The sequence below is a fragment of the Pseudomonas oplopanacis genome, assembly GCF_057128725.1.
In genome coordinates this window covers 494,361-514,893 of the sequence record NZ_JBSKHV010000001.1, presented here as the reverse complement: position 1 = coordinate 514,893, position 20,533 = coordinate 494,361, and the positions used below count along the sequence as shown (strand labels likewise).

The window sequence follows — 20,533 nt, the reverse complement described above, 5'->3', positions numbered from 1 at the left end:
TTAACAGATGCGTGGTGGGGGCGGGAACAATTTCGACAGCCGTATGAATAGGCGGTACTTATCGGGCCCCTTCGCGAGCAGGCTCGCTCCCACATTTGACCGAGTTCTTCCAAAAGAAATGCGATCCACTGTGGGAGCGAGCCTGCTCGCGAAGGGGCCAGTACTGTCAAAGCCAATCCAGCTGGAGCCCGATCAATCCACCTTCAACACAATCTTCCCAACATGATCCCCTGCCTCCATCCGCGCATGGGCCTGTGACGCATCGTTGAGCGCATACACCTTGTCGATCATCGGCAGGCAGCGCCCGGCGGCGAGCACGGGCCAGACGTACTCTCGCAACTGTTCGGCAATCGAGGCCTTTTCTTCGCGGGTGCGTGAGCGCAACAGGGAACCGGTGATGATTGCGCGCTTGGCCATGATCGCCAGCAGGTCGACATCCTTGGCGTGAGCGCCGCCGAGAAAGCCCAGCATCACCAGTCGACCCTCCATGCCCAGCGCCGCAATATTGGGATTCAGGTACGAACCGCCCATGATGTCGAGGATCACGTTCACGCCTTTGCCAGCGGTTTTTTGCGCGATGACCTCGGCGAAATCCTGGTCGCGGTAGTTGATCGGCTCGGCGCCCAACTGGCGGATCACCGCACACTTGTCCTCACTGCCCGCCGTAGCGAATGCCTTGATCCCGAACTCGCGGCACAGCATCAACGCGGTGGTGCCGATGCCGCTGGTGCCGCCGTGGATCAGGGCGCGCTGGCCTTTGCTGGCGCCGCCCATGTCGAACAGATTGGCCCACACCGTGAAGAAGGTTTCCGGGATCGCCGCCGCGTGTACCCAATCCATACCATCAGGGATCGGCAGTGTCTGGCCGGCCGGTGCCACGCAATACTGCGCGTAGCCGCCGCCGTTGGTCAGCGCGCAGACCTTGTCGCCGACAATGAATTCGCTGACGCCTGCGCCGATGGCCACCACTTCACCGGCCACTTCCAGCCCCGGGAACGGACTCATGCCGGGTTTCAGCGGGTACTTGCCTGCACGTTGAAGCGCATCAGGGCGGTTGATTCCGGCAGCGTGCACGCGAATCAGCACTTCGCCCGCCGCCGGGGTCGGCACCGGCTCCTGGCGCGGCTTCAACACCTCGGGGCCGCCGGGCTCGGTGATTTCAATCAAGGTCATGGTTTGAGGCAAGGTCATGTCGAAGTCCTGGGATAGAGAAGTCATAACAGTGGGACCGCATTCACGGAGCGGTGATTCAGTTCAAAACAGGCAACAAATCATCACGACGGTTGAGCAAACGCATGCCCTGTTCCAGCAGCAGTGCAACCACAATCGCACCGGCCGCGATGACAAACAACAAGGCGTGATGACCGCCGCTGGCATTGAACAGCGCCGAATAGGCAAAGCCTGCGATGGCCTGAAAGGTGGCGAACGAAACCGTCGCGCGGCTCCAGGCCACTTGCTGCTGGTGATGCTGCGGGATCAGTTCGTGAACCCGTGCCAGCGCCAACGGGACGATGCCCGGTGGGAACGAGCCGAGAATCACCGCCAGCAAGGCCAGCGCCGTAAAAGAACTCGATATCGCCAGCAGGCCAACGGCAATCGCTTGCAGCACCAACACCACGCGAATACTGACCTTCGCGCCGAACTGATCCGCCAGAAAGCCGTAACTCACCGGCCCGATAATTGCGCCAAGGCCATACATCACCCAAATCAGCGCGCCGACGTGCGGCCCTGCACCGAGGCCACGGGCGACGTAGTCCACCAGGAACACCATGGCAGGCACCAGCCCGGCGGCCATGAATGCGTATTGAGCAAACAGCAAGTAAACCCGTGGATCAGTGGCAGTCTTGGGTTCGTTGATTGATGGCGTGACGGCTGCGTGATGCGCCTCCGACGGCCAGCCGAACCAACTGGCAGCGGTGAGCACCAGGGACAACACGCCAAGGCCAAACCAGGTCTTCTGCAAGCCAAGGCTCAGCAACGGCGGAACAATCGTCCCCGAACCGGCAATGCCCAGGCCAATCCCTAGAAAAATCGCACCGCTGGCCAACCCTCGGCGTGATGCCGGCACGTGGGGCAACACGGTCGCGGCCACCAGCACCATGATCGCGCCACCGGCAACGCCCGACAGCAGGCGCCAGCCAAAGAACCAGCTCACCGACAAGGGAAAGCCACAGGCGAAGAACGATAACGTCACCGCAAACATCATCAGCCGCAGCGCGGTTTTGTTGGAGGTACGTTGCGCGACAGGGCGGCCGATCAGGGCGCCAATCAGATAGCCGACGAGGTTCGCGGCGCCGAGGTAAACCACGTCGCTGGCGGAAAACCAGTGGGCCTGGATCAACGATGGAATCAACGGTGTGTACGCAAACCGCGCCAGGCCAATGCTGACCAGGCTGGCGCTGAGGCCGGCGAAGATCGGCAGCCACAGGGCGCTGCGCGAGGGGGGCGATGAGCTGTGCATGAGCAGGATCCTGAGAGGTGTTTGCTGGCCTTCAGCCTATCGCGATTATCTGATGCAATAACGCAGCGATTTTGCGCTATGGTGATGCGTATATGCATCAACAGGAGAGCCGTATGAATTGGGATGATGCACGGGTATTTCTCGCGGTGTGCCGAGAGTCGACACTGCGCGGCGCTGCGCGGGTGCTGGGGGTTGATCAAGCCACGGTGGGCCGGCGGATTACGGCGCTGGAAAAGTCATTGAGTGCCACGCTGTTCCTGCGCACCTCCGAAGGTTACGCACTGACCGCCGTCGGCGAGGCGGCGTTGGCGGCGGTGGAAAAGATGGAGCGCTCGGCGCTGGAGCTGCAGCGGCAGATCCAGGGGCTGGATGACCGCTTGACCGGGCTCGTTCGGGTCAGCACCACGGATTCCATGGCCATCGATTTCCTGATCCCGGCCATTGCGCGCCTGCATCAGCAGCACCCCGACGTGCGCGTGCAACTGGACGCCTCGACGCAGATTCTCAGCCTGGCCAAACGCGAAGCCGACATCGCCGTGCGCAATACCCGGCCGGATAATCCGGACCTGATCGCGCGACGCATCGCCCGCTGGCCGGTGGGCCTTTTCGCGTCCCAGGCGTATGTGGACGCCAACGGCGTGCCGGCGCCGGGCTCGGCGTTCGAGGGGCATGATCTGGTGGTGTATCAGCCGTACCTGCAAAACCAGAAGGACATGACGCTGGTGTCGGAGCCGTTGCATCGCGGGCGGATCGTGTCGAGCCTGAGCTCCAGCCTGCTGGTGCGTCGATCCATTGCGGCGGGTATCGGGCTGGGGGAAATTCCGGTGTACATGGGGGAGAGGGACGGGCTGGTCAGGCTGTGGCCGGAGCGCACACGACCGCTGCCATATGACGTCTGGCTGGTGACCCACGCCGACTTGCGGCACACCGCGCGGGTGCGGGTGGTGATCGAAGAAATTGTCGCGGTGTTTTCAGGGACGGGCGAGTGAAGCCCAAAAGATCGCAGCCTCGCTTCACTCGTCAGCTCCCACAGGTGTAAGCCAAACCCTGTGGGAGCTGAGGAGTGAAACGAGGCAGTGATTTCTTTCTTATGGCATTTCAGGCAGCTCTTGCGGGCGCAGGTCGAACACCAGCACTTCGGCATCTGCACCGTTGCTCAACGTCAGCACCTGCTCATCACGCACCCGCACGCCATCACCTTCCTGCAACTGCACGCCGTTGAGTTCAACGCTGCCACGGGCCACGTGCACATAGGCATAACGATTCGCGGCCAGTTCCAGCGCAGCGCTTTCCTTGCCGTCGATCAGCGCGGCGTACACCCGTGCATCCTGCCGCACCTTCAGCGAGCCCTTGTCGCCGTCGGGGGAGATGATCAGTTGCAGACGCCCGCGTTTCTTTTGCGTGCTGAAATGCTCTTGCTGATAACGCGGTTTGGCGCCGCTCACTTCCGGCACGATCCAGATTTGCAGGAAGTGCACGGGCCGTGTCGCCGAGTGGTTGTACTCGCTGTGGGCCACGCCACTGCCGGCGCTCATCAACTGCACGTCACCCGGGCGGATCACCGAACCGGTGCCCAGCGTGTCCTTGTGTTCCAGTGCGCCTTCGAGCACGTAGGAGAAAATCTCCATGTCGCGGTGAGGGTGCTGGCCGAAGCCTTTGCCGGCCGCCACGCGGTCATCGTTGATCACCAACAGGTCGGAGAAACCCTGTTCTTTCGGGTTGCGGTAGTTGGCGAAGGAAAAGGTATGGAACGACTTCAACCAACCGTGATTGGCCGCGCCGCGATCAGAAGCTTTGCGAAGGGTCAGCATGATGAAATCTCCTGTTGGGACGTTGATTCGTCCGAGTGAGGAGAAGGTTAATGGTTACTGGTGGATGCAATAAGTAGATGGAAATTGAAACACTGTCCTGATGAGGTTGACAGTCGTGTGCGGTCGATCACGCATTCTTTCCCGACGCTGACGCCACGATTGGCCATAATGCACAGCACCCTTTTAATGCCGAACACATAACCCTGTGGGACTGGTGTTTAGCCGATGGATCTTCCTTTGACTTCAGTGACTCTCAGCCCATGAAAACCGTAGCTGTTGTGTTATTCCCGGGCTTCCTCCTGCTCGACATGGCCGGTCCCATGGAGGTGTTTTCCATCGCCAATCGCTACCTGGCCCCGGCGGACCACTACGACCTCACGACCATCGGCACCGAACCCGGCGCATTGCGTGCATCCAACGGCGTCAACGTCCAGGCCGATCTGCACATGGATCAAGCGACTCAAGGTTACGACCTGCTGCTGATACCGGGCGGCCCCGGTGCCTATAACGAGAAACACCTGCCGTTGCTCAACTGGCTCAAGGGCGCGGCGAATCGCGCCGGGCGATACGGTTCGATTTGTACGGGCGCCTTCGTGTTGGGGTTCGCCGGTTTGCTCGACGGATACCGTGTGACCACTCACTGGCACTACACCGAACGGCTGATCAAAGGCTTCCCCAAGGCCACCGTGGAGACCGATCAGATTTACGTGCTCGACCGTAACCTCATCACCTCCGGCGGTGTGACCGCCGGCATCGACCTGGCGCTGGCGGTGGTCGCCGAAGACCATGGCAAAAAAGTCGCGCAGGACGTGGCAAAAGTGCTGTTGGTGGTGATGAAACGTCAGGGCGGACAGGCGCAATTCAGCCCGTTGATGGCCACGGTTGCCCCGCACGAAACGCCGATCACCCGAGTGCAAAACTTTGTCCTGGAACACCTGGATGAAGCGTTCTGCATCGAACGCATGGCCGGTCTTGCGACCATGAGTGCGCGGCACTTCACCCGGGTTTTTGCCCGGGAAGTGAACATGACACCGATGGAGTTTTTGCAAAACGCTCGCATCGACCGCGCCAGGAGCCTGCTGGAAACCAGTGACCTGCCGCTCAAGACGGTGGCGTTCAAAAGCGGCTTTGGCAGCGTGCGGCACATGCGTTTTCTGTTCGGCGAAAAGCTTGGCCTGACACCCAGTCAGTACCGCGAACAGTTCAGCTAGCGTGTTGTGTCCGTCATGCGCACCTTGATGGCCGGGACGCTCCCTCCGTGGCCGTTGATCCGTCACGCAGGACTGCCAAGATACCCGTGAACTCTTTGCAAGGGAGGTGCGGGAGCCTGGAAGGCGAGTGCGAAGGAAGTGTGTGGCACTTAGAGCCGGAGCAGGTTTTCAGCACGCGAACGTGCATGAACAGCCTCACAGATTTGAACAGCGAAGCGGTGCTGCATTTCGGCCCCTACGCGTTTCACCAGCGGCAACGGCTGATCCTGGACGGCGATCGGCCGCTGCGCATGGGCGGGCGGGCCCTCGACATCTTGCAGGTGCTGGTCGAGCGCGCCGGGACGGTGGTCAGCAAGGACGAACTGATTGCCCGGGTCTGGCCGACGTCGGTGGTCGAAGAAATCAATTTGCGCGTGCACATTGCTGCGCTACGTCGCGCCTTGGGCGACGGGCAGAACGGTCAACGCTACATCGTCAACATTCCCCAGCGCGGATACAGCTTTGTCGCCCCGGTGCAGCACCTGCCGGCGGGTGCGCCCCTGTCGATCCAATCCATTCAAAAAGCTCAACACAACCTGCCGGCACGGCTCACGCCGGTGACGGGGCGCGACTCGATTGTCGGCAGTCTGGTGCGGCAGTTGCCGGTGCGGCGTTTGATGACGCTGGTTGGCCCAGGCGGGATCGGCAAGACCACGGTGGCGTTGCGCGTGGCCGAACTGTTGTTGCAGCACTATCAGGACGGTGTCTGGCTGGTTGATCTGGGGGCGATTGATGATCCCGCGCACGTCATTGAACATCTGATGCACGCCCTTGAACTCGATGTCGAGACTGCCCTTGAGGGGGTGGCGCAGCGCCATGTGTTGCTGGTGCTCGACAACTGCGAGCACCTGCTGGAGCACTGTCGAACACTGGTTGAAAGCCTGCTGGTCGCTGCGCCCCGGCTGTCGATCCTGGCCACCAGCCGCGAACCGTTATCGGCCGCCGGGGAAACGCTGGTGCATCTACCGCCACTGGCGGTCCCGCCCGCGGCCGAGTGGCAGAGTGTCGCGCAGGTCATGGGCTATTCGGCCGTGCAGCTGTTCGTCAGTCGCGCCCGCGCCCGTCAACAAGGCTTTGCCCTGCGCGAACAAGACCTCAACATCGTCGGTGACATCTGCCGCAGGCTCGATGGTTTGCCGCTGGCCATCGAACTGGCGGCCGCGCAAATCGACGCACTGGCGTTGGTGGGGCTGCAATCCCAACTCGACAACTGTTTTCAGCTGCTGACCCAAGGCCGGCGCACCGCCGTCCCCCGGCATCAAACCCTGAAAGCCACGCTGGACTGGAGCTATGACCAGTTGAGCCCGTTGGAGCAAACGGTGTTGCAGCGCCTGGCCGTGTTCAAAATGGCCTTCACCCTGGACGCCGCCATTGGAGTGATCAATTGCGCGGTACTGCCGCCCGAATGTGTGATGGACTCGGTGCAGCATCTGGCTCTCAAATCGTTGTTGTCGGTGGAGGAGGGCAGCGGTGTGACCCGCTACCGTTTCCTCAACACCACTCGCCTGTATGCCTTGGAAAAACTCGAACACAGTGGAGCGTTACGCGATTTCGAAAGGCGTTATGCCCGTTTTATCAGCCGGGGGCGCGCTGCGTCAGGTGGGCAGGTGGCATTGCAACTCGTTGAGTAACCGGCGGACGTTCATCAGGTCCGGTGTGGCAAAGCCTTCGGTGAATTGCTGGTAGATCGGTGCCAGCAATTCATGGGCCTGCCGATAGCGACCCTGACGCTGCCAGAGCCGGGCCAGCGACGTGGCGCTGCGCAGCTCCCAGGCGAGGGCGCCCTGGGTTCTCGCCACGTTCAGTGCGCGCATCAGCACGGCCTCGGCCGCCTGGTTTTTCAACGGGCAATCCTCTTCCAGCAGCGTATTCGCCCTGGCCCGCAGAATTTCTGCCGTGCTCCAGCCGGCGATGCCGGTATCCGCGCGATGCAGCAAGGCATCATCGACGAAACCGCCGTCCAGCGTGACCATGATGTCCTTGATCAACCCATTGCCCGGTGGGGGCGGCGAGTGCGCCTCTGCCTGGTCGATCACCTGCGCGTAGTGACGCGCCCACGTGTAGAACAGCAGCACCGAGTGTTTTTGCGCTTGCTCCAGCAGCAGGCGCAGGAGTTCGCGGGCGCTGCGGGTGTCGCCGTTGTAGTGGGCGATCAGGCAGCCGGCCAGGGCCAGGGTGTAGCAAATCGAGGTGCCATGGTTGATCTGGATCGCGATGTTCAGTGCCTGTCGGGCCGTGCGCCAGGCCTGCTCCGGTTGGCCCTGCAACCAGAGGATGCGTGCCAGAATCGTCAGGGAAGCAACGCTCTGGTCGTATTGCACGCCAAAACCGTGGGTGAAGCGGTTGAGGTGACCGCTGTGGGCCATGCGCTGGATCACTTCTTCGGCGTTGACCCGGGCCCGTCCCTGATCCCCGGCAAAGTGCAGCGCGAGCACGCGCAGTCGATGGGTGCTCAGCGCCAGCACGGCGTCGTCATGCCCGCCCAGTCGATCGAACTGCAGGCTCTGTTCCAGCGCCAGTTGATAATGACCGCAGCTGAGATTGACCGCCATGTGCCCGGACACCGCCCGCAACTGACCAGCCATGTCACGGCACTGTCTGGCCAGGGTCCGGGCGCTGACGAAAGCGTCGATGGTTTCCGCAGTACCACCCTGGGTGTGGTAGCAGGAACTGCCGAGCGCCAGGTTGAGGCTCATCTTCAGCTGGGGGCAGGGCTGCGGTGTGGCATCGAGCAGTGCCAGCGCCTTGCGCACATAAACGCCATGCTCCTTGAGCAGCGACAGTTCCTGCCACAGCGGCATCGACGTTGCGGCCAACTGGATGGCCAGTGCTTGCGGTCCTTGCCCGTTCAAGCCCCAATCGAGCGCCGCGCGAATGTCCTCCAGGCCACGGGCATAACGCTCGATCCACAGTCCGGTCGGGATGAGTTCCCAGTCATCGCGCGCCTGACGCATCAAGGCCAGGCAGCGTTCGGCATGGCGAATTCGCGTGTCAGGCAGGTCGGTGGCCTGGTCGAGTTTTTCCAAGGCATAGCTGCGTGTGGTGTCGAGCAGGCGATAGAACACTTCTTCGTCGCCCACTTCCACGTTCAGCAGTGACTTGGCCACCAGTTGCGTGATCGCACCAAACACCTTGCCGGGGTCGATGTGTTCACCGACGATCACCGCCGCTGCGGATTCCAGGGTGAAACCGCCCCTGAACACGCCCAACCGGCGCAGGCAGGTTTGCTCGCAGGGCGTCAGCAGTTCGTAGCTCCAGTCGAGCGTGGCGCGCAGCGTCTGGTGCCGACCCAATGCCGACTGACACCCTTGGGTCAGCAGACGAAAACTGCCTTGCAACTGCTCCAGCACGCCACTCAAACCGAAGTGGCCGACTTGCGCGGCGGCGAGTTCGATGGCCAGCGGAATGCCGTCCAGGCGATGGCAGATGTCGATCAACAGCGGCAGCTCGTCATCATTCAGTTCAAAGCTGTCGTGGCTGGCCATCGCCCGCTCGACGAACAATTGCAGCGCCGAAAACGTCATGGCCTGAGCACGGTCCAGCACGGCGATGGGCGGCGGACAGTCCAGCGACTCAAGGCGCTGGACGAACTCGCCTTCGGCTCGCAGGCTTTCGCGGCTGGTGGCCAGGATGTGCACCTCGGGCGCGGCGCGCAGGGTGCTTTCGCAGAGCAAGGCGATGGCATCGACCAGGTGTTCGCAATTGTCGATGACCAGCAGCATCTGCCGGTCGCGCAGGAAGGTTGCCAGTGCACTCACCGGTTCGCCATCGTGCAAGGACACATCGAGCAGCGTCGCCAAATGGGCGGTGATCATCAGCGGGTCGTTGATCGGTGCCAGGTCCAGCAGGCGAATGCCGTCCCGGTAGCGCCCGATCAACTGTTCGGCGACGCGCAGGGCCACGGTGGTCTTGCCGATGCCGCCGGGGCCGACGAGGGTGATGAAGCGCTGGCGAGCCAGTTGCGTCACCAGTGCATCGACCAGGGACTGGCGCCCGATCAGGCGGGTGCGCCGCACCGGCAGGTTATGACCGTTGGGCACCGGTCCTTCGAGTTCGGGGTGTTGCTCGATCCGTTCCAGCGAATAGGGCGCGACAAAGCTATAGCCGCGCTGCGCCACGGTGACGATGTAGCGCTGGCCGGCCTGGCCGTCGCCGAGGGCTTTGCGCAACGCCGCCATGTGCACCCGCAGGTTGATGTCCTCCACCACGCTTTTGGGCCAGACCGCCGCGATCAGTCGCTGTTTGCTGACCACATGCCCGGCGTGCTCCAGCAGGATCAACAGAATGTCCATGGCACGCCGGCCCAGGCGCAGGGGCTGGTCGGCCTCCATCACCAGGCGTTGTCCGGGGTAGATCCGGTAGGGGCCGAAATGCACAGCCTGTTCGGGGGAGAGGGTCAACGTGTCGCTCCTGCTTGCATCCGTCTAGTACGCGGTTTTCGAGCATGTTCCGCAGGTTTTCAGAACAGTGCAATCCGGGTGGCGGGTGACTGTCGGGTGTTGGCTGTGACTGTCGGTAGCCGCACCCTTGGCCGGGGCCGTGTTTACGGTAACAAAGCCGGGGTTACGGCTTTTGGTGCGCCAGGGAAAATTAACAACGTTTAACTCGTGCTGCGTCTGGTCTACGCCCAAAACTCTGGTTCTTCAACGTCCATCGGTCAGTCGCAGACGCGACACCTACAAGGGGCGGCATTGAAGTCAAGCAGGGATTTTTTGTCATGAGGACACCGGGATGAGCAACGTGGTGGTGGTCTATCACAGTGGCTACGGGCACACCCGTGTCATGGCGCAGGCCGTGGCTCAGGGGGTGGAACGGCACTTGGGCAGCACCTGCCTGTTGATTCCGGTGGAGGAAGTGGACGACCACTGGGACCGCTTGCACAGCGCCGACGCCATCATCTTCGGCGCCCCGACCTACATGGGCAGCGCCTCGGCGCCCTTCAAAAGCTTCATGGAAGCCACCTCGGCGTTTTACCTGGCCCAACCGTGGCGCGACAAACTGGCGGCGGGGTTCACCAACTCCGGCAGCCTGTGCGGCGACAAGCTCAACACCTTGCTGCAAATGGCCGTGTTCGCGGCCCAGCATTCCATGATCTGGGTCGGCCTCGACCTGCTGCCCGCGCGCTCCGGTACTGGCGTGTTCGATGGGCAGATGAATCGCCTGGGCAGCTCGCTCGGTGCCATGTCCCAATCCAATGTCGAACAACCCCCTGAACTGGCCCCGCCACCCGAAGACCGCTGCACCGCCGCGCATCTGGGCGAGCGTGTGGCGCGGCTGGCCGAGCGCATGCACCACTCACCGCTTTGATACACCCCCGACACTCGCAAAGGAAATAGCAGATGACAACGTTCACCACCCGCGACGGCACCGAGATTTATTACAAGGACTGGGGCACCGGTCAGCCCATCGTCTTCAGCCACGGCTGGCCGTTGAATGCTGACAGCTGGGAATCGCAGATGATCTTCCTGGCGTCCAAAGGCTATCGGGTCATCGCCCATGACCGCCGTGGTCACGGGCGCTCCAGCCAGCCGTGGTCCGGTAACGACATGGACCACTACGCCGACGATCTGGCGCAACTGATCGAGTTGCTCGACCTCAAGGACGCGGTGCTGTTCGGCTTCTCCACCGGCGGCGGCGAAGTGGCGCGCTACATCGGTCGTCATGGCACGGGCCGTTTGGCCAAGGCCGGGCTGATCTCCTCGGTGCCGCCGCTGATGCTCAAGACCGAAGCCAACCCCGGCGGCCTGCCAATTGAAGTTTTCGATGGCATTCGCCAGGCGTCGCTGGTCGACCGTTCGCAGCTGTACATCGACCTCGCCAGCGGCCCGTTCTTCGGCTTCAACAAGCCGGGCGCGAAACCGTCCCAGGGCATGATCGACTGGTTCTGGATGCAAGGCATGATGGCCGGCCACAAGAACGCCTATGACTGCATCAAGGCCTTCTCCGAAACCGACTTCACCGAAGACCTGAAGAAATTCGACATCCCGACTTTGGTGGTGCACGGCGACGCCGATCAGGTAGTGCCGTTCGAAGCCGCGGGCGTTGCTTCGGCAAAACTCGTGAAAGGATCTACGCTGAAGATCTACCCCGGTGCACCCCATGGCTTGACTGACACTCACAAGGATCAGCTCAACGCTGAGCTGTTGGCGTTCTTGAAGGGATGATGAACCCCGGCGCGGATATGCATCTGCGCCGCTTATCGCTGCTGGTGAGAGCAGCTAACTGTCGAGATCAAGTCCATGAAAAAGCTCACGAATGCCACCGGTGCACCGGTGGTCAACAACCTCAACATCCAGACGGCCGGTTCTCGTGGGCCGGCACTTTTGCAAGACATCTGGTTGCTGGAAAAGCTCGCCCACTTCGACCGCGAGGTCATCCCCGAGCGGCGCATGCACGCCAAAGGTGCGGGCGCCTACGGCACGTTCACCGTCACCCACGACATCAGTCGCTACACCAAGGCCAGCATTTTCAACACCGTGGGCAAGCAAACGCCGTTGTTCGTGCGTTTTTCCTCGGTGGCCGGCGAGCGCGGCGCGGCGGATGCGGAGCGTGATATCCGTGGTTTCGCGGTGAAGTTCTACACCGACGAAGGCAACTGGGACATCGTCGGCAATAACACGCCGGTGTTTTTCTTCCGTGACCCGCTGCGTTTCGCCGACCTTAACCACGTGGTCAAGCGCGACCCGCGCACCGGCCTGCGCAATGCCACCAGCAACTGGGACTTCTGGACCCTGCTGCCCGAGGCGCTGCACCAGGTGACCATCGTCATGAGCGATCGCGGGATTCCCACCAGCTTTCGCCACATGCACGGTTTTGGCAGCCACACCTTCAGCCTGATCGACCGCGACAACCAACGGGTGTGGGTGAAGTTTCATTTTGTCTGCCAGCAAGGCATCGAAACCCTTTCGGATGCCGAGGCGCAAGCGGTAGTCGGCAGGGACCGCGAGAGTAATTTGCGCGACCTGTACGAAGTCATCGAGGCGGGCAATTTCCCGCGCTGGAAACTGCACATCCAGGTGATGGACGAAGATCAGGCCAAAACGCACCGACATAACCCGTTCGACCTGACCAAAGTCTGGCCGCACGGCGAGTTTCCGCTGATCGAAGTCGGCGTTATGGAGCTCAACCGCAACGCCGAGAACCATTTCGCTGAAATCGAGCAAGCGGCGTTTTCACCGGCCAACGTGGTGCCGGGCGTCAGCTTCTCGCCGGACCGCATGCTTCAGGCGCGGCTGTTTTCTTACGGCGATGCGCAACGTTATCGGCTCGGGGTGAACTTCAATCACATCCCGGTCAATGCGCCACTCGCCCCGGCAACAAACAGCTACCACCGCGACGGCGCCATGCGCACCGACGGTAACCTCGGCGGCACCGCCAGTTACTTCCCCAACAGCGTGGGCGAATGGCCGGATTCGCCGGAACTGGCCGATCCACCGCTGCCGGTGGAAGGCTTTGCGCAGCACTATGATCATCGGTTGGAAAATGATCATTACGAGCAGCCCGGCAATCTGTTCCGGTTGCTCGATCCGGTGCGCAAGCAGTTGCTGTTCGACAACACCGCACGGGCCATGAATGGCGTGCCGCAGGCGATTCGCAATCGTCACATCGAAAATTGCACCAAGGCTGATCCGGCGTATGGGTTCGGGGTAGCAGAGGCGTTGGAGCGATTGTCGCCGTTGGGTTAACTAACCGCTGATGGAGCTGCTGCCGAACGTGCGTTCGGCGTTGTAGCAGCTTCGGCAGTTGCTACCGGGCGTTGAACATTATTGCGCGTGAAGTTGAGCGGTGTAGGCGGGTGGGTGAGGGTGTGGACGCACCGTGCGGCAGCGCCACGCAAAGGGATTGATGCCTTCGCTGCGGGTGAATATGTGACAGAAGTGCGCCTGATCGCAGAAACCGCATTCGAGGCTGATTTGCGTGAGGCTCAAGTCGGTGTCGCGGATCAACTGCTTGGCCCGTGCAATGCGTTGCAGACGTATCCAGTCCTGAGGCGAATAACCGGTGCTGCATTTGAACGCGCGGGAGAAATGACTGCGCGAGAGGGCGCACGCACGTGCCAGTTCAGTAACCTCGACAGTTTCGTCGAGACGTTCGAGGATCAGTTGTTTCGCCAGGCTTTCGCGCCATGGGGTCAGGCCGCCGGTGGTCTTCTTGGGCGATTCAGTGACGGCCGCGCAGGCGACGTTTTGCTGAGAATGGGCCATGACAAATGTCCGTGTCGGTGAGCTTCATTCTTCGTCGCGGGGTGTTGGCAGGCGAGTTAAACGTTGTTAATTCCGACCTCGCGAAAATCCGGTAAAGGCGCTAACTCAGCACATTGCTGCAATTTCTTCAGTCGCCGTACATGCACTATCGACGTCATCCGGTGGCGTTACACGCGGCCGCTTTTTTTTCGTTCAAGGGTGAAGGCATGAAACTTTCTCTGGTTTGCGCGCTGGGGCTCGCGGTCGCGCTGGCGTCCGGTACTTCCTGGGCGCAGGCACCGGCGCAAGTCGGCACACAGGCGCCGGGCTACTTCCGCCTGGCAGTGGGCGATTACGAAGTGACGGCGTTATTCGATGGTTACAACGACCTGTCGCCGAAGTTGCTCCAGGGCCTGACGCAAAGTCAGATTCGGGCATTGCTGGCCCGTCGCTCAATTGAAACGCCGGGGGTGCAAACCGCGTTCAACGCGTTTTTGGTCAACACCGGAAAACAGCTGATTCTGGTGGACACCGGCGCGGGCCAGTGCATCGGCGCAACGGCCGGCATGCTTTCGGACAACATGAAAGCCGCCGGGTATGAGCCGTCCCAGGTCGATGCGATTTTGTTGACCCACCTGCACCTGGATCACGTCTGCGGGCTGGTCGACGCCGAGCAAAAACCAGTGTTCGCCAATGCCACGGTCTACGCGGCAAAAGCCGAGGCTGATTACTGGCTCGACCCTCAAGCCATCGCCAAGGCTCCTGAGGGTGCCAGGCCGTATTTCAAAATTGCCCAGGATTCCACCGCGCCTTACGTTGCGCAGGGTCGCTTCAAGACGTTCGAGGCCGGTCAATCGCCCGTGCCGGGTGTGGTCGATGCCACGCTGGAGACCGGGCACACACCCGGCAGCACCACGTATCGCTTCACCTCTGAGGGGCAGAGCATCCTGTTCATGGGCGATCTGGTGCATAACCTCGCTGTGCAATTCGAGCACCCTGAAGTGTCGATCGCTTTTGACGTCAACAGCCAGCAAGCGATCAAGAGCCGGGCCAAGGTGTTCAGTGACGCAGCCGCCAGCAAGACCTGGGTATCGGCGGCGCACTTGCCGTTTCCGGGCATCGGCCACATCGCGGCCGAGGGCAAGCACTTCCAATGGGTGCCAGTCGAATACGGGCCTTACAAACGTGCGGCCAAAGTACCGCTGATCGAGTAAAGTCCCAGCGTTTCGTGCCTGGCTCAACACACAAGGGAACCGTGCTTATGAACCGTAATGATCTGCGCCGCGTCGACATGAACCTGTTGGTGATTTTCGAGGCGCTGATGTTCGAAAAGAACCTGACCCGCGTCGCGGAAAAACTGTTCATGGGCCAGCCGGCGGTGAGTGCGGCGCTGGGGCGGTTGCGCGATCTGTTTGACGATCCGTTGTTGCTGCGCAACGGCCGCGGCATGGAACCGACCGGGCGCGCGCTGGCGATTCTCAAGGAGTTGCAGCCGGCGATGGACACGATCTCGGGCGCAGTCAGCCGGGCCAAGGAGTTTGATCCGGCGACCAGTTGTGATGTGTTTCGCATCGGGCTGTCGGACGATGCCGAGTTCGGTTTGTTTCCGCCATTGCTGCGGCAACTGCAAGAAGAGGCGCCGGGGATTGTGGTCGTGGTGCGTCGCGCCAACTACCTGCTGATGCCGGCGTTGCTGGCCTCCGGGGAAATCTCCGTGGGCGTCAGCTACACCACCGACCTGCCGGCGAACGCCAAGCGCAAAAAGCTGCGCGACATCCCCTGTAAAGTGCTGCGCGGGGACAAGCGTCCGGGCACGCTGACGCTGGATGAGTACTGCGAGCGGCCCCACGCCATGGTGTCGTTCTCCGGCGACCTGAGCGGCAACATCGACCTTGACCTGGCCAAGCTCGGACGCAGCCGCCGCGTGGTGTTGGGCGTGCCGCAGTTCAGCGGCTTGCGCGCCTTGCTCGCCGGCACCGAGATGATCGCCACCGTGCCGGACTATGCCGCGTGCGCGCTGGTGGAAGGCTGCGGGTTGCGCGCCGAAGACCCACCGTTTGCCATCGATGCAGCACAGTTGTCGATGGCCTGGAGCGGGGTGCATGACAACGACCCGGCGGAGCGCTGGTTGCGTTCGCGCATCAGCGAGTTCATGTCCGCGGCTTTACCGATCCCGGATTGAACGCGATGGCCCCGTCTGTCCGAAAAGACCGTTGACCTGTTAGTTCTGACAGTAGCCGATGTGCTCGATCCAGTGTGTGATAGCTCAGCGCCCCAGGGGGCAGGTTCAATCACACACAGGGAACGAACGATGAATGGGCAGCCTGCTGAACTGATCACCGACGACTTGCCGCCTCCATACATTCGGGAAAGCCGGGTCTCCGGGCTCCTGAATCCAGTGGTGCTCAGGAACAGCTGCACGATCGGTATACCCTACCTGACTGATCCCTCCGACAGGGTTAGCATTACCTGGGCAGGTGCTCCAGGAGCCGGTTCCTACACGTCGGTGTTCTTCCCGGTCGGTGAGCTGCGCCCATTGGAGGTCGGGATCGGCGGTGCGCTGCTGGCAATCTTTAACTTGGGAACAACGGTGATACTGACCTATACCGTCATTCGAGGCACCGCGGAGCCCGTGACTTCGCAGCCGTTGATTGTGTACGTACTGCCTGTCTCGCAAACCGATTTGCCCAGACCGTTTATCCCCCAAGCGTCGGACTCTGGCGAAGGCTTGGTCCTTGATGTCAATAACCTGAGCGAATTTACCCTGCGGATCAATGCCTGGCCCCTGCTGATGCGCGACCAGTTCTTTTGGTCGCGACTGCGAGGGACCAACGCCAATGGAAGCCCTTTCAATGAGGTTTACTGGAGTGCGCCGGGTAACGTTGTCGATAAGGAGTTCAGCAGAGGATTCTATGCGCGAAACTACTCCGCCAACCCGCTGAAAGGGCTCCTGGATCGCAGCCTGTTGACCCTGGAATTCAAGGCGGGCCTGGAAGGAAGCCAGGATGAGGCCCTTGCCCAGCCGTTTGCGCATCGAAACTATATTGTCAGAACAGGCGCGCCGGTAACGCCGGTGAGACCTGTGATCGTGTCGGTGAAAGACTCACTCAATCAGGACATCATCGATGGCGGGGAGACCGCGGATGGCAGCGTGACGGTAGAAGGGACCGCCATGGCGGATGGAGAAGTGGAGATCTTTGACGGGCTCATTTCCAGAGGTACCGTCAGGGCGGTTTCCGGTCGTTGGGAACGTTCGCTGGTGGAGCTGGGCAATGGGCGTCACGTGTTCAAGGCCGTGGCCTTGTATGGCGGGAATGAGGAGTCCAACACCTGGACAATCAACGTAGCGTTGCCATTACCATTGCCGCTGACCATCAAAGAGGCTCCCGATAACACCAACCTCGACCCGGCGGCGGCCAGGGACCGCCTGACTGCCGTTCTGGACTACGCCATGGAACCCTCAGACTTGGTGAGAGTGATGTGGGTGGGAACGCCGGGCGCCGGGACGCGAACCACCGCTCCAGTCCGGGTTGGCGACGTACGGCCCAGAGAAATACTGTTACCCACAACGCTTGTAACCGCCAACGTCGGTACAACGGTCACGGTGACGTTCAGCTATACCCGTGGGCTGGCGCTCCCTGTGGTATCAGAGCCTTTGAGGCTGAATGTGCTCGCCAATCCGGCAGGCGAACAAGGGGTGTGAGCGGATTGTCCACGACGCTTTACCCGCTACGCAAAACGGTCTCGGAAGAGGCCGTTTTTTATGCCAGACAGGAAACTTCAGGCAAGACCAATCGCCTGTGGGAGCAAGCTCGCTCCCACAGGGGATCTTTGCAGGTCTTTAGAGCTGTGCTCGTCGACAAAAAGAGCACACCCATCCAATTTTCCCCCTCCCCATACCGGCACTATTGAAAAACGTCCCGGCGCATCGTTGCCGGTGGTTTTTCATTTGTGCAGGTAGCCCATGAACACATCGCAATGGGATGAACGGGCGCAGGACTTGGGCCTGCTGTTTCTGCGGGTCAGCGCCAGTCTGTTCCTGTTGTGGGTGCACGGCTTGCCGAAGCTGCTTAACTACAGCGCGCAACTGCAAGTCATCGAAGACCCTTTTCACCTCGGCGCCAACCTGACGCTGATGCTGGCGATTTTCGCCGAGGTGCTGTGCCCGTTGCTGATCATTGTCGGGTTGTTGGTGCGTATGGCGTGCCTGCCGATTTTGTCTGTGTTGCTGGTGGCGATGGTGGTGGTACATCCGCAATGGAGTATCGAAGAAGGGCAGTTCGGCTGGTTGTTGTTGATCTTGTTCACCAGCATTTTCATTGCCGGGCCCGGTCGGCTGGCACTCAATGTCCGATTCGCCGGAGCGTTGCGTCATGCCTGAAGCCAAACCTTTTGAAGAAGTCGTGACCCTGGTCATCAAGCACCGGGTGAAAGCCGGATTTGAAGCGCCTTACGAAGCGTGGTTGCGCAACATTGTCAGCATCGCCGGGCAGCAGGAAGGGCACCTGGGCGTGGACGTGATGCGCGGCAAAAATGCCGGGCTCGACATGTACACCTGCGTGTTGCGCTTTTGCACCACCGAGGCGATGCAGCACTGGCTCGACTCGCCGCAACGCCTGGAACTGGTTCGCGAAGCCACGCCGATGCTCGCCGACGGCGACCAGACCGAGGTCAACCCGGTCAATGAATTCTGGTTCGCGCCCCAGGCCGACGCCGCGTCGCCACCACCGCCACGCTGGAAGCAGGCCGTGGTGACCTTGCTGGTGATTCTGCCGCACACCTTGCTGGTGCCGCTGATCTGGGGGCCGCTGCTGCAACTCAACGCGGTTCTTTCCAATTACGTGGTGGCGACATTCCTGATCACGCTCACCATCGTGCTGTCGGTGGTGTACCTGTTCATGCCCATGGCGACCCGATTGTTCGCGCCCTGGTTATCTCCTTCCCCTCAGCCCAAGGAAACGCGATGAACGCCGATCTGATTTTATTCAATGGCCAGTTTCATACCGTTGACCGTGAAAACCCGCTCGCCAGTGCCGTGGCGATCAGCGACGGCCGCTTTGTCGCGGTCGGCACCGATGCCGAGGCCATGGCCCTGCGCGGCTCGGGTACACAAGTCATCGACCTCAAGGGCCGCTGCGTCATCCCCGGCCTCAACGACTCGCACTTGCACCTGATCCGTGGCGGTCTGAATTACAACCTCGAACTGCGATGGGAAGGGGTGCCGTCGCTGGCCGATGCCTTGCGCATGCTCAAGGATCAGGCCGACCGCACGCCCACGCCGCAATGGGTGCGCGTGGTCGGTGGCTGGAACGAATTCCAGTTCGCCGAAAAGCGCATGCCGACTCTCGAAGAACTCAATCAAGCTGCACCGGACACGCCGGTGTTCGTGCTGCATTTGTACGACCGCGCGTTGCTCAACCGTGCCGCGTTGCGCGTGGCCGGCTACACCCGCAATACGCCGAACCCGCCGGGTGGCGAAATTGTCCGCGATAGCAACGGCGAACCGACCGGCATGCTGGTCGCGCGGCCCAACGCGATGATTTTGTACTCGACGCTGGCCAAGGGGCCGAAATTGCCGCTGGAGTATCAGGTCAACTCGACCCGCCAGTTCATGCGCGAGCTCAATCGCCTGGGCCTCACCAGCGCTATCGATGCCGGCGGTGGTTTCCAGAATTACCCGGACGATTATCAGGTGATCGAGCAGTTGGCCAAGGACCAGCAACTGACCATTCGCATCGCCTACAACCTGTTCACCCAGAAGCCGAAAGAAGAGCTCACCGACTTCAAGAACTGGACCAGCAGCGTGACCCTGCATCAGGGTGACGATTACCTGCGGCACAACGGCGCCGGGGAAATGCTGGTGTTCTCAGCGGCGGATTTCGAAGACTTCCTCGAACCGCGTCCGGACCTGCCGCAAACCATGGAAGACGAGCTGGAACCGGTGGTGCGCCACCTCGTCGAGCAGCGCTGGCCGTTCCGTTTGCACGCCACCTACAACGAATCGATCAGTCGCATGCTCGACGTGTTCGAGAAGGTCAACCGCGACATTCCGTTCAACGGCTTGCCATGGTTTTTCGACCACGCTGAAACCATCACTCCGCAGAACATCGAGCGGGTGAGGGCGCTGGGCGGTGGTATCGCGATTCAGGACCGCATGGCGTTTCAGGGCGAATATTTTGTCGAGCGTTACGGCTCCAAAGCCGCCGAAGCGACACCGCCGATCAAGCGCATGCTGGCCGAAGGCGTACCGGTCGGTGCTGGCACCGATGCCACGCGAGTGTCCAGCTACAATCCTTGGACTTCCCTCTACTGGATGGTCAGCGGCCGCACCGTCGGTGGCCTGGAACTGCATGCCGAAGGTCTGTCCCGGCAGACCGCGCTGGAACTGTTCACTCATGGCAGCGCCTGGTTCTCTTCCGAACAGGGCAAGAAAGGCATGATCAAGGTCGGGCAATTGGCGGACGTGGCGGCGTTGAGTGCGGACTTTTTCAGCGTCGACGAAGACGCGATCAAGTGGATCGAGTCGGTGTTGACCGTGGTCGGCGGCAAGGTGGTGTACGCCGCCGGTGACTTCGAAAAACTCGGGCCGGCCAGCGTGCCGGTGCTGCCGGACTGGTCGCCGGTGGTCAAGGTGCCGGGCCACTGGCGTCCGACCTCGCCGATGCAGGCGCAGGTTCACCATTGCAGCGGGCCGTGCGGCGTGCATGCTCACAGCCATGAAAAGGCGCGCTTGTCGAATGCGCCGGTCAGCGATTTTGCGGGTTTCTGGGGCGCCTTTGGCTGCTCGTGCTTCGCGTTCTGACGATCACAACAAAGCGCCGACGGACT

General features: G+C 61.4%; 17 protein-coding genes. 12 read left to right on the top strand and 5 right to left on the bottom strand.

Features of this window, described 5'->3' with window-relative positions; translation table 11 throughout:
- Positions 1-192: 192 nt before the first annotated feature.
- Both ACWKV5_RS02420 and ACWKV5_RS02415 read right to left on the bottom strand, forming a co-directional pair.
- Positions 193-1,191 (bottom strand): NAD(P)H-quinone oxidoreductase, encoded by a 999-nt coding sequence (locus ACWKV5_RS02420; RefSeq protein ID WP_483840012.1) that lies wholly within the window; start codon positions 1,189-1,191, stop codon positions 193-195.
- A 58-nt stretch (positions 1,192-1,249) separates the two neighbouring features.
- A complete protein-coding gene (locus tag ACWKV5_RS02415) occupies positions 1,250-2,461 on the bottom strand; it encodes a YbfB/YjiJ family MFS transporter (RefSeq protein ID WP_483840011.1) in 1,212 nt (403 codons plus the stop codon).
- 113 nt (positions 2,462-2,574) lie between these two features.
- On the opposite strand from ACWKV5_RS02415, the gene ACWKV5_RS02410 reads away from it, so the two are divergent.
- Entirely contained in the window at positions 2,575-3,450 is an 876-nt protein-coding gene (locus tag ACWKV5_RS02410; RefSeq protein WP_483840010.1) for a LysR family transcriptional regulator, read from the top strand.
- A 99-nt stretch (positions 3,451-3,549) separates the two neighbouring features.
- Here ACWKV5_RS02410 and ACWKV5_RS02405 read toward each other — a convergent pair whose 3' ends face one another.
- Positions 3,550-4,272, bottom strand: coding sequence for a pirin family protein (locus ACWKV5_RS02405; RefSeq protein WP_483840009.1), 723 nt, complete (start codon positions 4,270-4,272; stop codon positions 3,550-3,552).
- Positions 4,273-4,532: 260 nt separating this feature from the next.
- Between ACWKV5_RS02405 and ACWKV5_RS02400 the strand changes: the two genes are divergently transcribed.
- The gene (locus ACWKV5_RS02400) at positions 4,533-5,483 is read left to right on the top strand and encodes a GlxA family transcriptional regulator (protein ID WP_483840008.1); all 951 of its coding nucleotides are present in this window, start codon (positions 4,533-4,535) and stop codon (positions 5,481-5,483) included.
- Between the two features lie 185 nt (positions 5,484-5,668).
- On the top strand, positions 5,669-7,153 hold the full coding sequence (locus tag ACWKV5_RS02395) for an ATP-binding protein (protein WP_483840007.1): 1,485 nt from the start codon (positions 5,669-5,671) through the stop codon (positions 7,151-7,153).
- On the opposite strand, the gene ACWKV5_RS02390 is transcribed toward ACWKV5_RS02395, so the two are convergent.
- On the bottom strand, positions 7,118-9,922 hold the full coding sequence (locus ACWKV5_RS02390) for an ATP-binding protein (protein WP_483840006.1): 2,805 nt from the start codon (positions 9,920-9,922) through the stop codon (positions 7,118-7,120). The two genes, ACWKV5_RS02395 and ACWKV5_RS02390, sit on opposite strands and share 36 nt — an antisense overlap.
- Positions 9,923-10,253: 331 nt before the next feature.
- On the opposite strand from ACWKV5_RS02390, the gene ACWKV5_RS02385 reads away from it, so the two are divergent.
- The 3 genes from ACWKV5_RS02385 (at position 10,254) to ACWKV5_RS02375 (ending at position 13,207) form a co-directional block, all read left to right on the top strand.
- Positions 10,254-10,829, top strand: a complete 576-nt coding sequence (locus tag ACWKV5_RS02385) for a flavodoxin family protein (RefSeq protein ID WP_483840005.1) — start codon at positions 10,254-10,256, stop codon at positions 10,827-10,829.
- A 32-nt stretch (positions 10,830-10,861) separates the two neighbouring features.
- Complete coding sequence (locus ACWKV5_RS02380) at positions 10,862-11,686, top strand: alpha/beta fold hydrolase (RefSeq protein ID WP_483840004.1); 825 nt, start codon at positions 10,862-10,864, stop codon at positions 11,684-11,686.
- A gap of 75 nt (positions 11,687-11,761) precedes the next feature.
- Positions 11,762-13,207 (top strand): catalase, encoded by a 1,446-nt coding sequence (locus tag ACWKV5_RS02375; protein WP_483840003.1) that lies wholly within the window; start codon positions 11,762-11,764, stop codon positions 13,205-13,207.
- 78 nt (positions 13,208-13,285) lie between these two features.
- On the opposite strand, the gene ACWKV5_RS02370 is transcribed toward ACWKV5_RS02375, so the two are convergent.
- Positions 13,286-13,726, bottom strand: a complete 441-nt coding sequence (locus ACWKV5_RS02370) for a helix-turn-helix domain-containing protein (protein ID WP_483840002.1) — start codon at positions 13,724-13,726, stop codon at positions 13,286-13,288.
- A gap of 206 nt (positions 13,727-13,932) precedes the next feature.
- Here ACWKV5_RS02370 and ACWKV5_RS02365 point away from each other — a divergent pair, with 206 nt between their 5' ends.
- The 6 genes from ACWKV5_RS02365 to ACWKV5_RS02340 all read left to right on the top strand — a co-directional run bounded on the left by ACWKV5_RS02365 (position 13,933) and on the right by ACWKV5_RS02340 (position 20,507).
- Positions 13,933-14,919 (top strand): MBL fold metallo-hydrolase, encoded by a 987-nt coding sequence (locus ACWKV5_RS02365; RefSeq protein WP_483840001.1) that lies wholly within the window; start codon positions 13,933-13,935, stop codon positions 14,917-14,919.
- Positions 14,920-14,966: 47 nt separating this feature from the next.
- A complete protein-coding gene (locus ACWKV5_RS02360) occupies positions 14,967-15,887 on the top strand; it encodes a LysR family transcriptional regulator (RefSeq protein ID WP_483840000.1) in 921 nt (306 codons plus the stop codon).
- A 129-nt stretch (positions 15,888-16,016) separates the two neighbouring features.
- Positions 16,017-17,408 (top strand): hypothetical protein, encoded by a 1,392-nt coding sequence (locus tag ACWKV5_RS02355; RefSeq protein WP_483839999.1) that lies wholly within the window; start codon positions 16,017-16,019, stop codon positions 17,406-17,408.
- A gap of 261 nt (positions 17,409-17,669) precedes the next feature.
- Positions 17,670-18,086, top strand: a complete 417-nt coding sequence (locus ACWKV5_RS02350; RefSeq protein WP_483839998.1) for a DoxX family protein — start codon at positions 17,670-17,672, stop codon at positions 18,084-18,086.
- Entirely contained in the window at positions 18,079-18,672 is a 594-nt protein-coding gene (locus ACWKV5_RS02345) for an antibiotic biosynthesis monooxygenase (RefSeq protein ID WP_483839997.1), read from the top strand. The genes ACWKV5_RS02350 and ACWKV5_RS02345 overlap by 8 nt, the downstream gene beginning before the upstream one ends.
- Complete coding sequence (locus tag ACWKV5_RS02340; protein ID WP_483839996.1) at positions 18,669-20,507, top strand: amidohydrolase; 1,839 nt, start codon at positions 18,669-18,671, stop codon at positions 20,505-20,507. Before ACWKV5_RS02345 ends, ACWKV5_RS02340 begins: the two co-directional genes overlap by 4 nt.
- Positions 20,508-20,533: the final 26 nt, after the last annotated feature.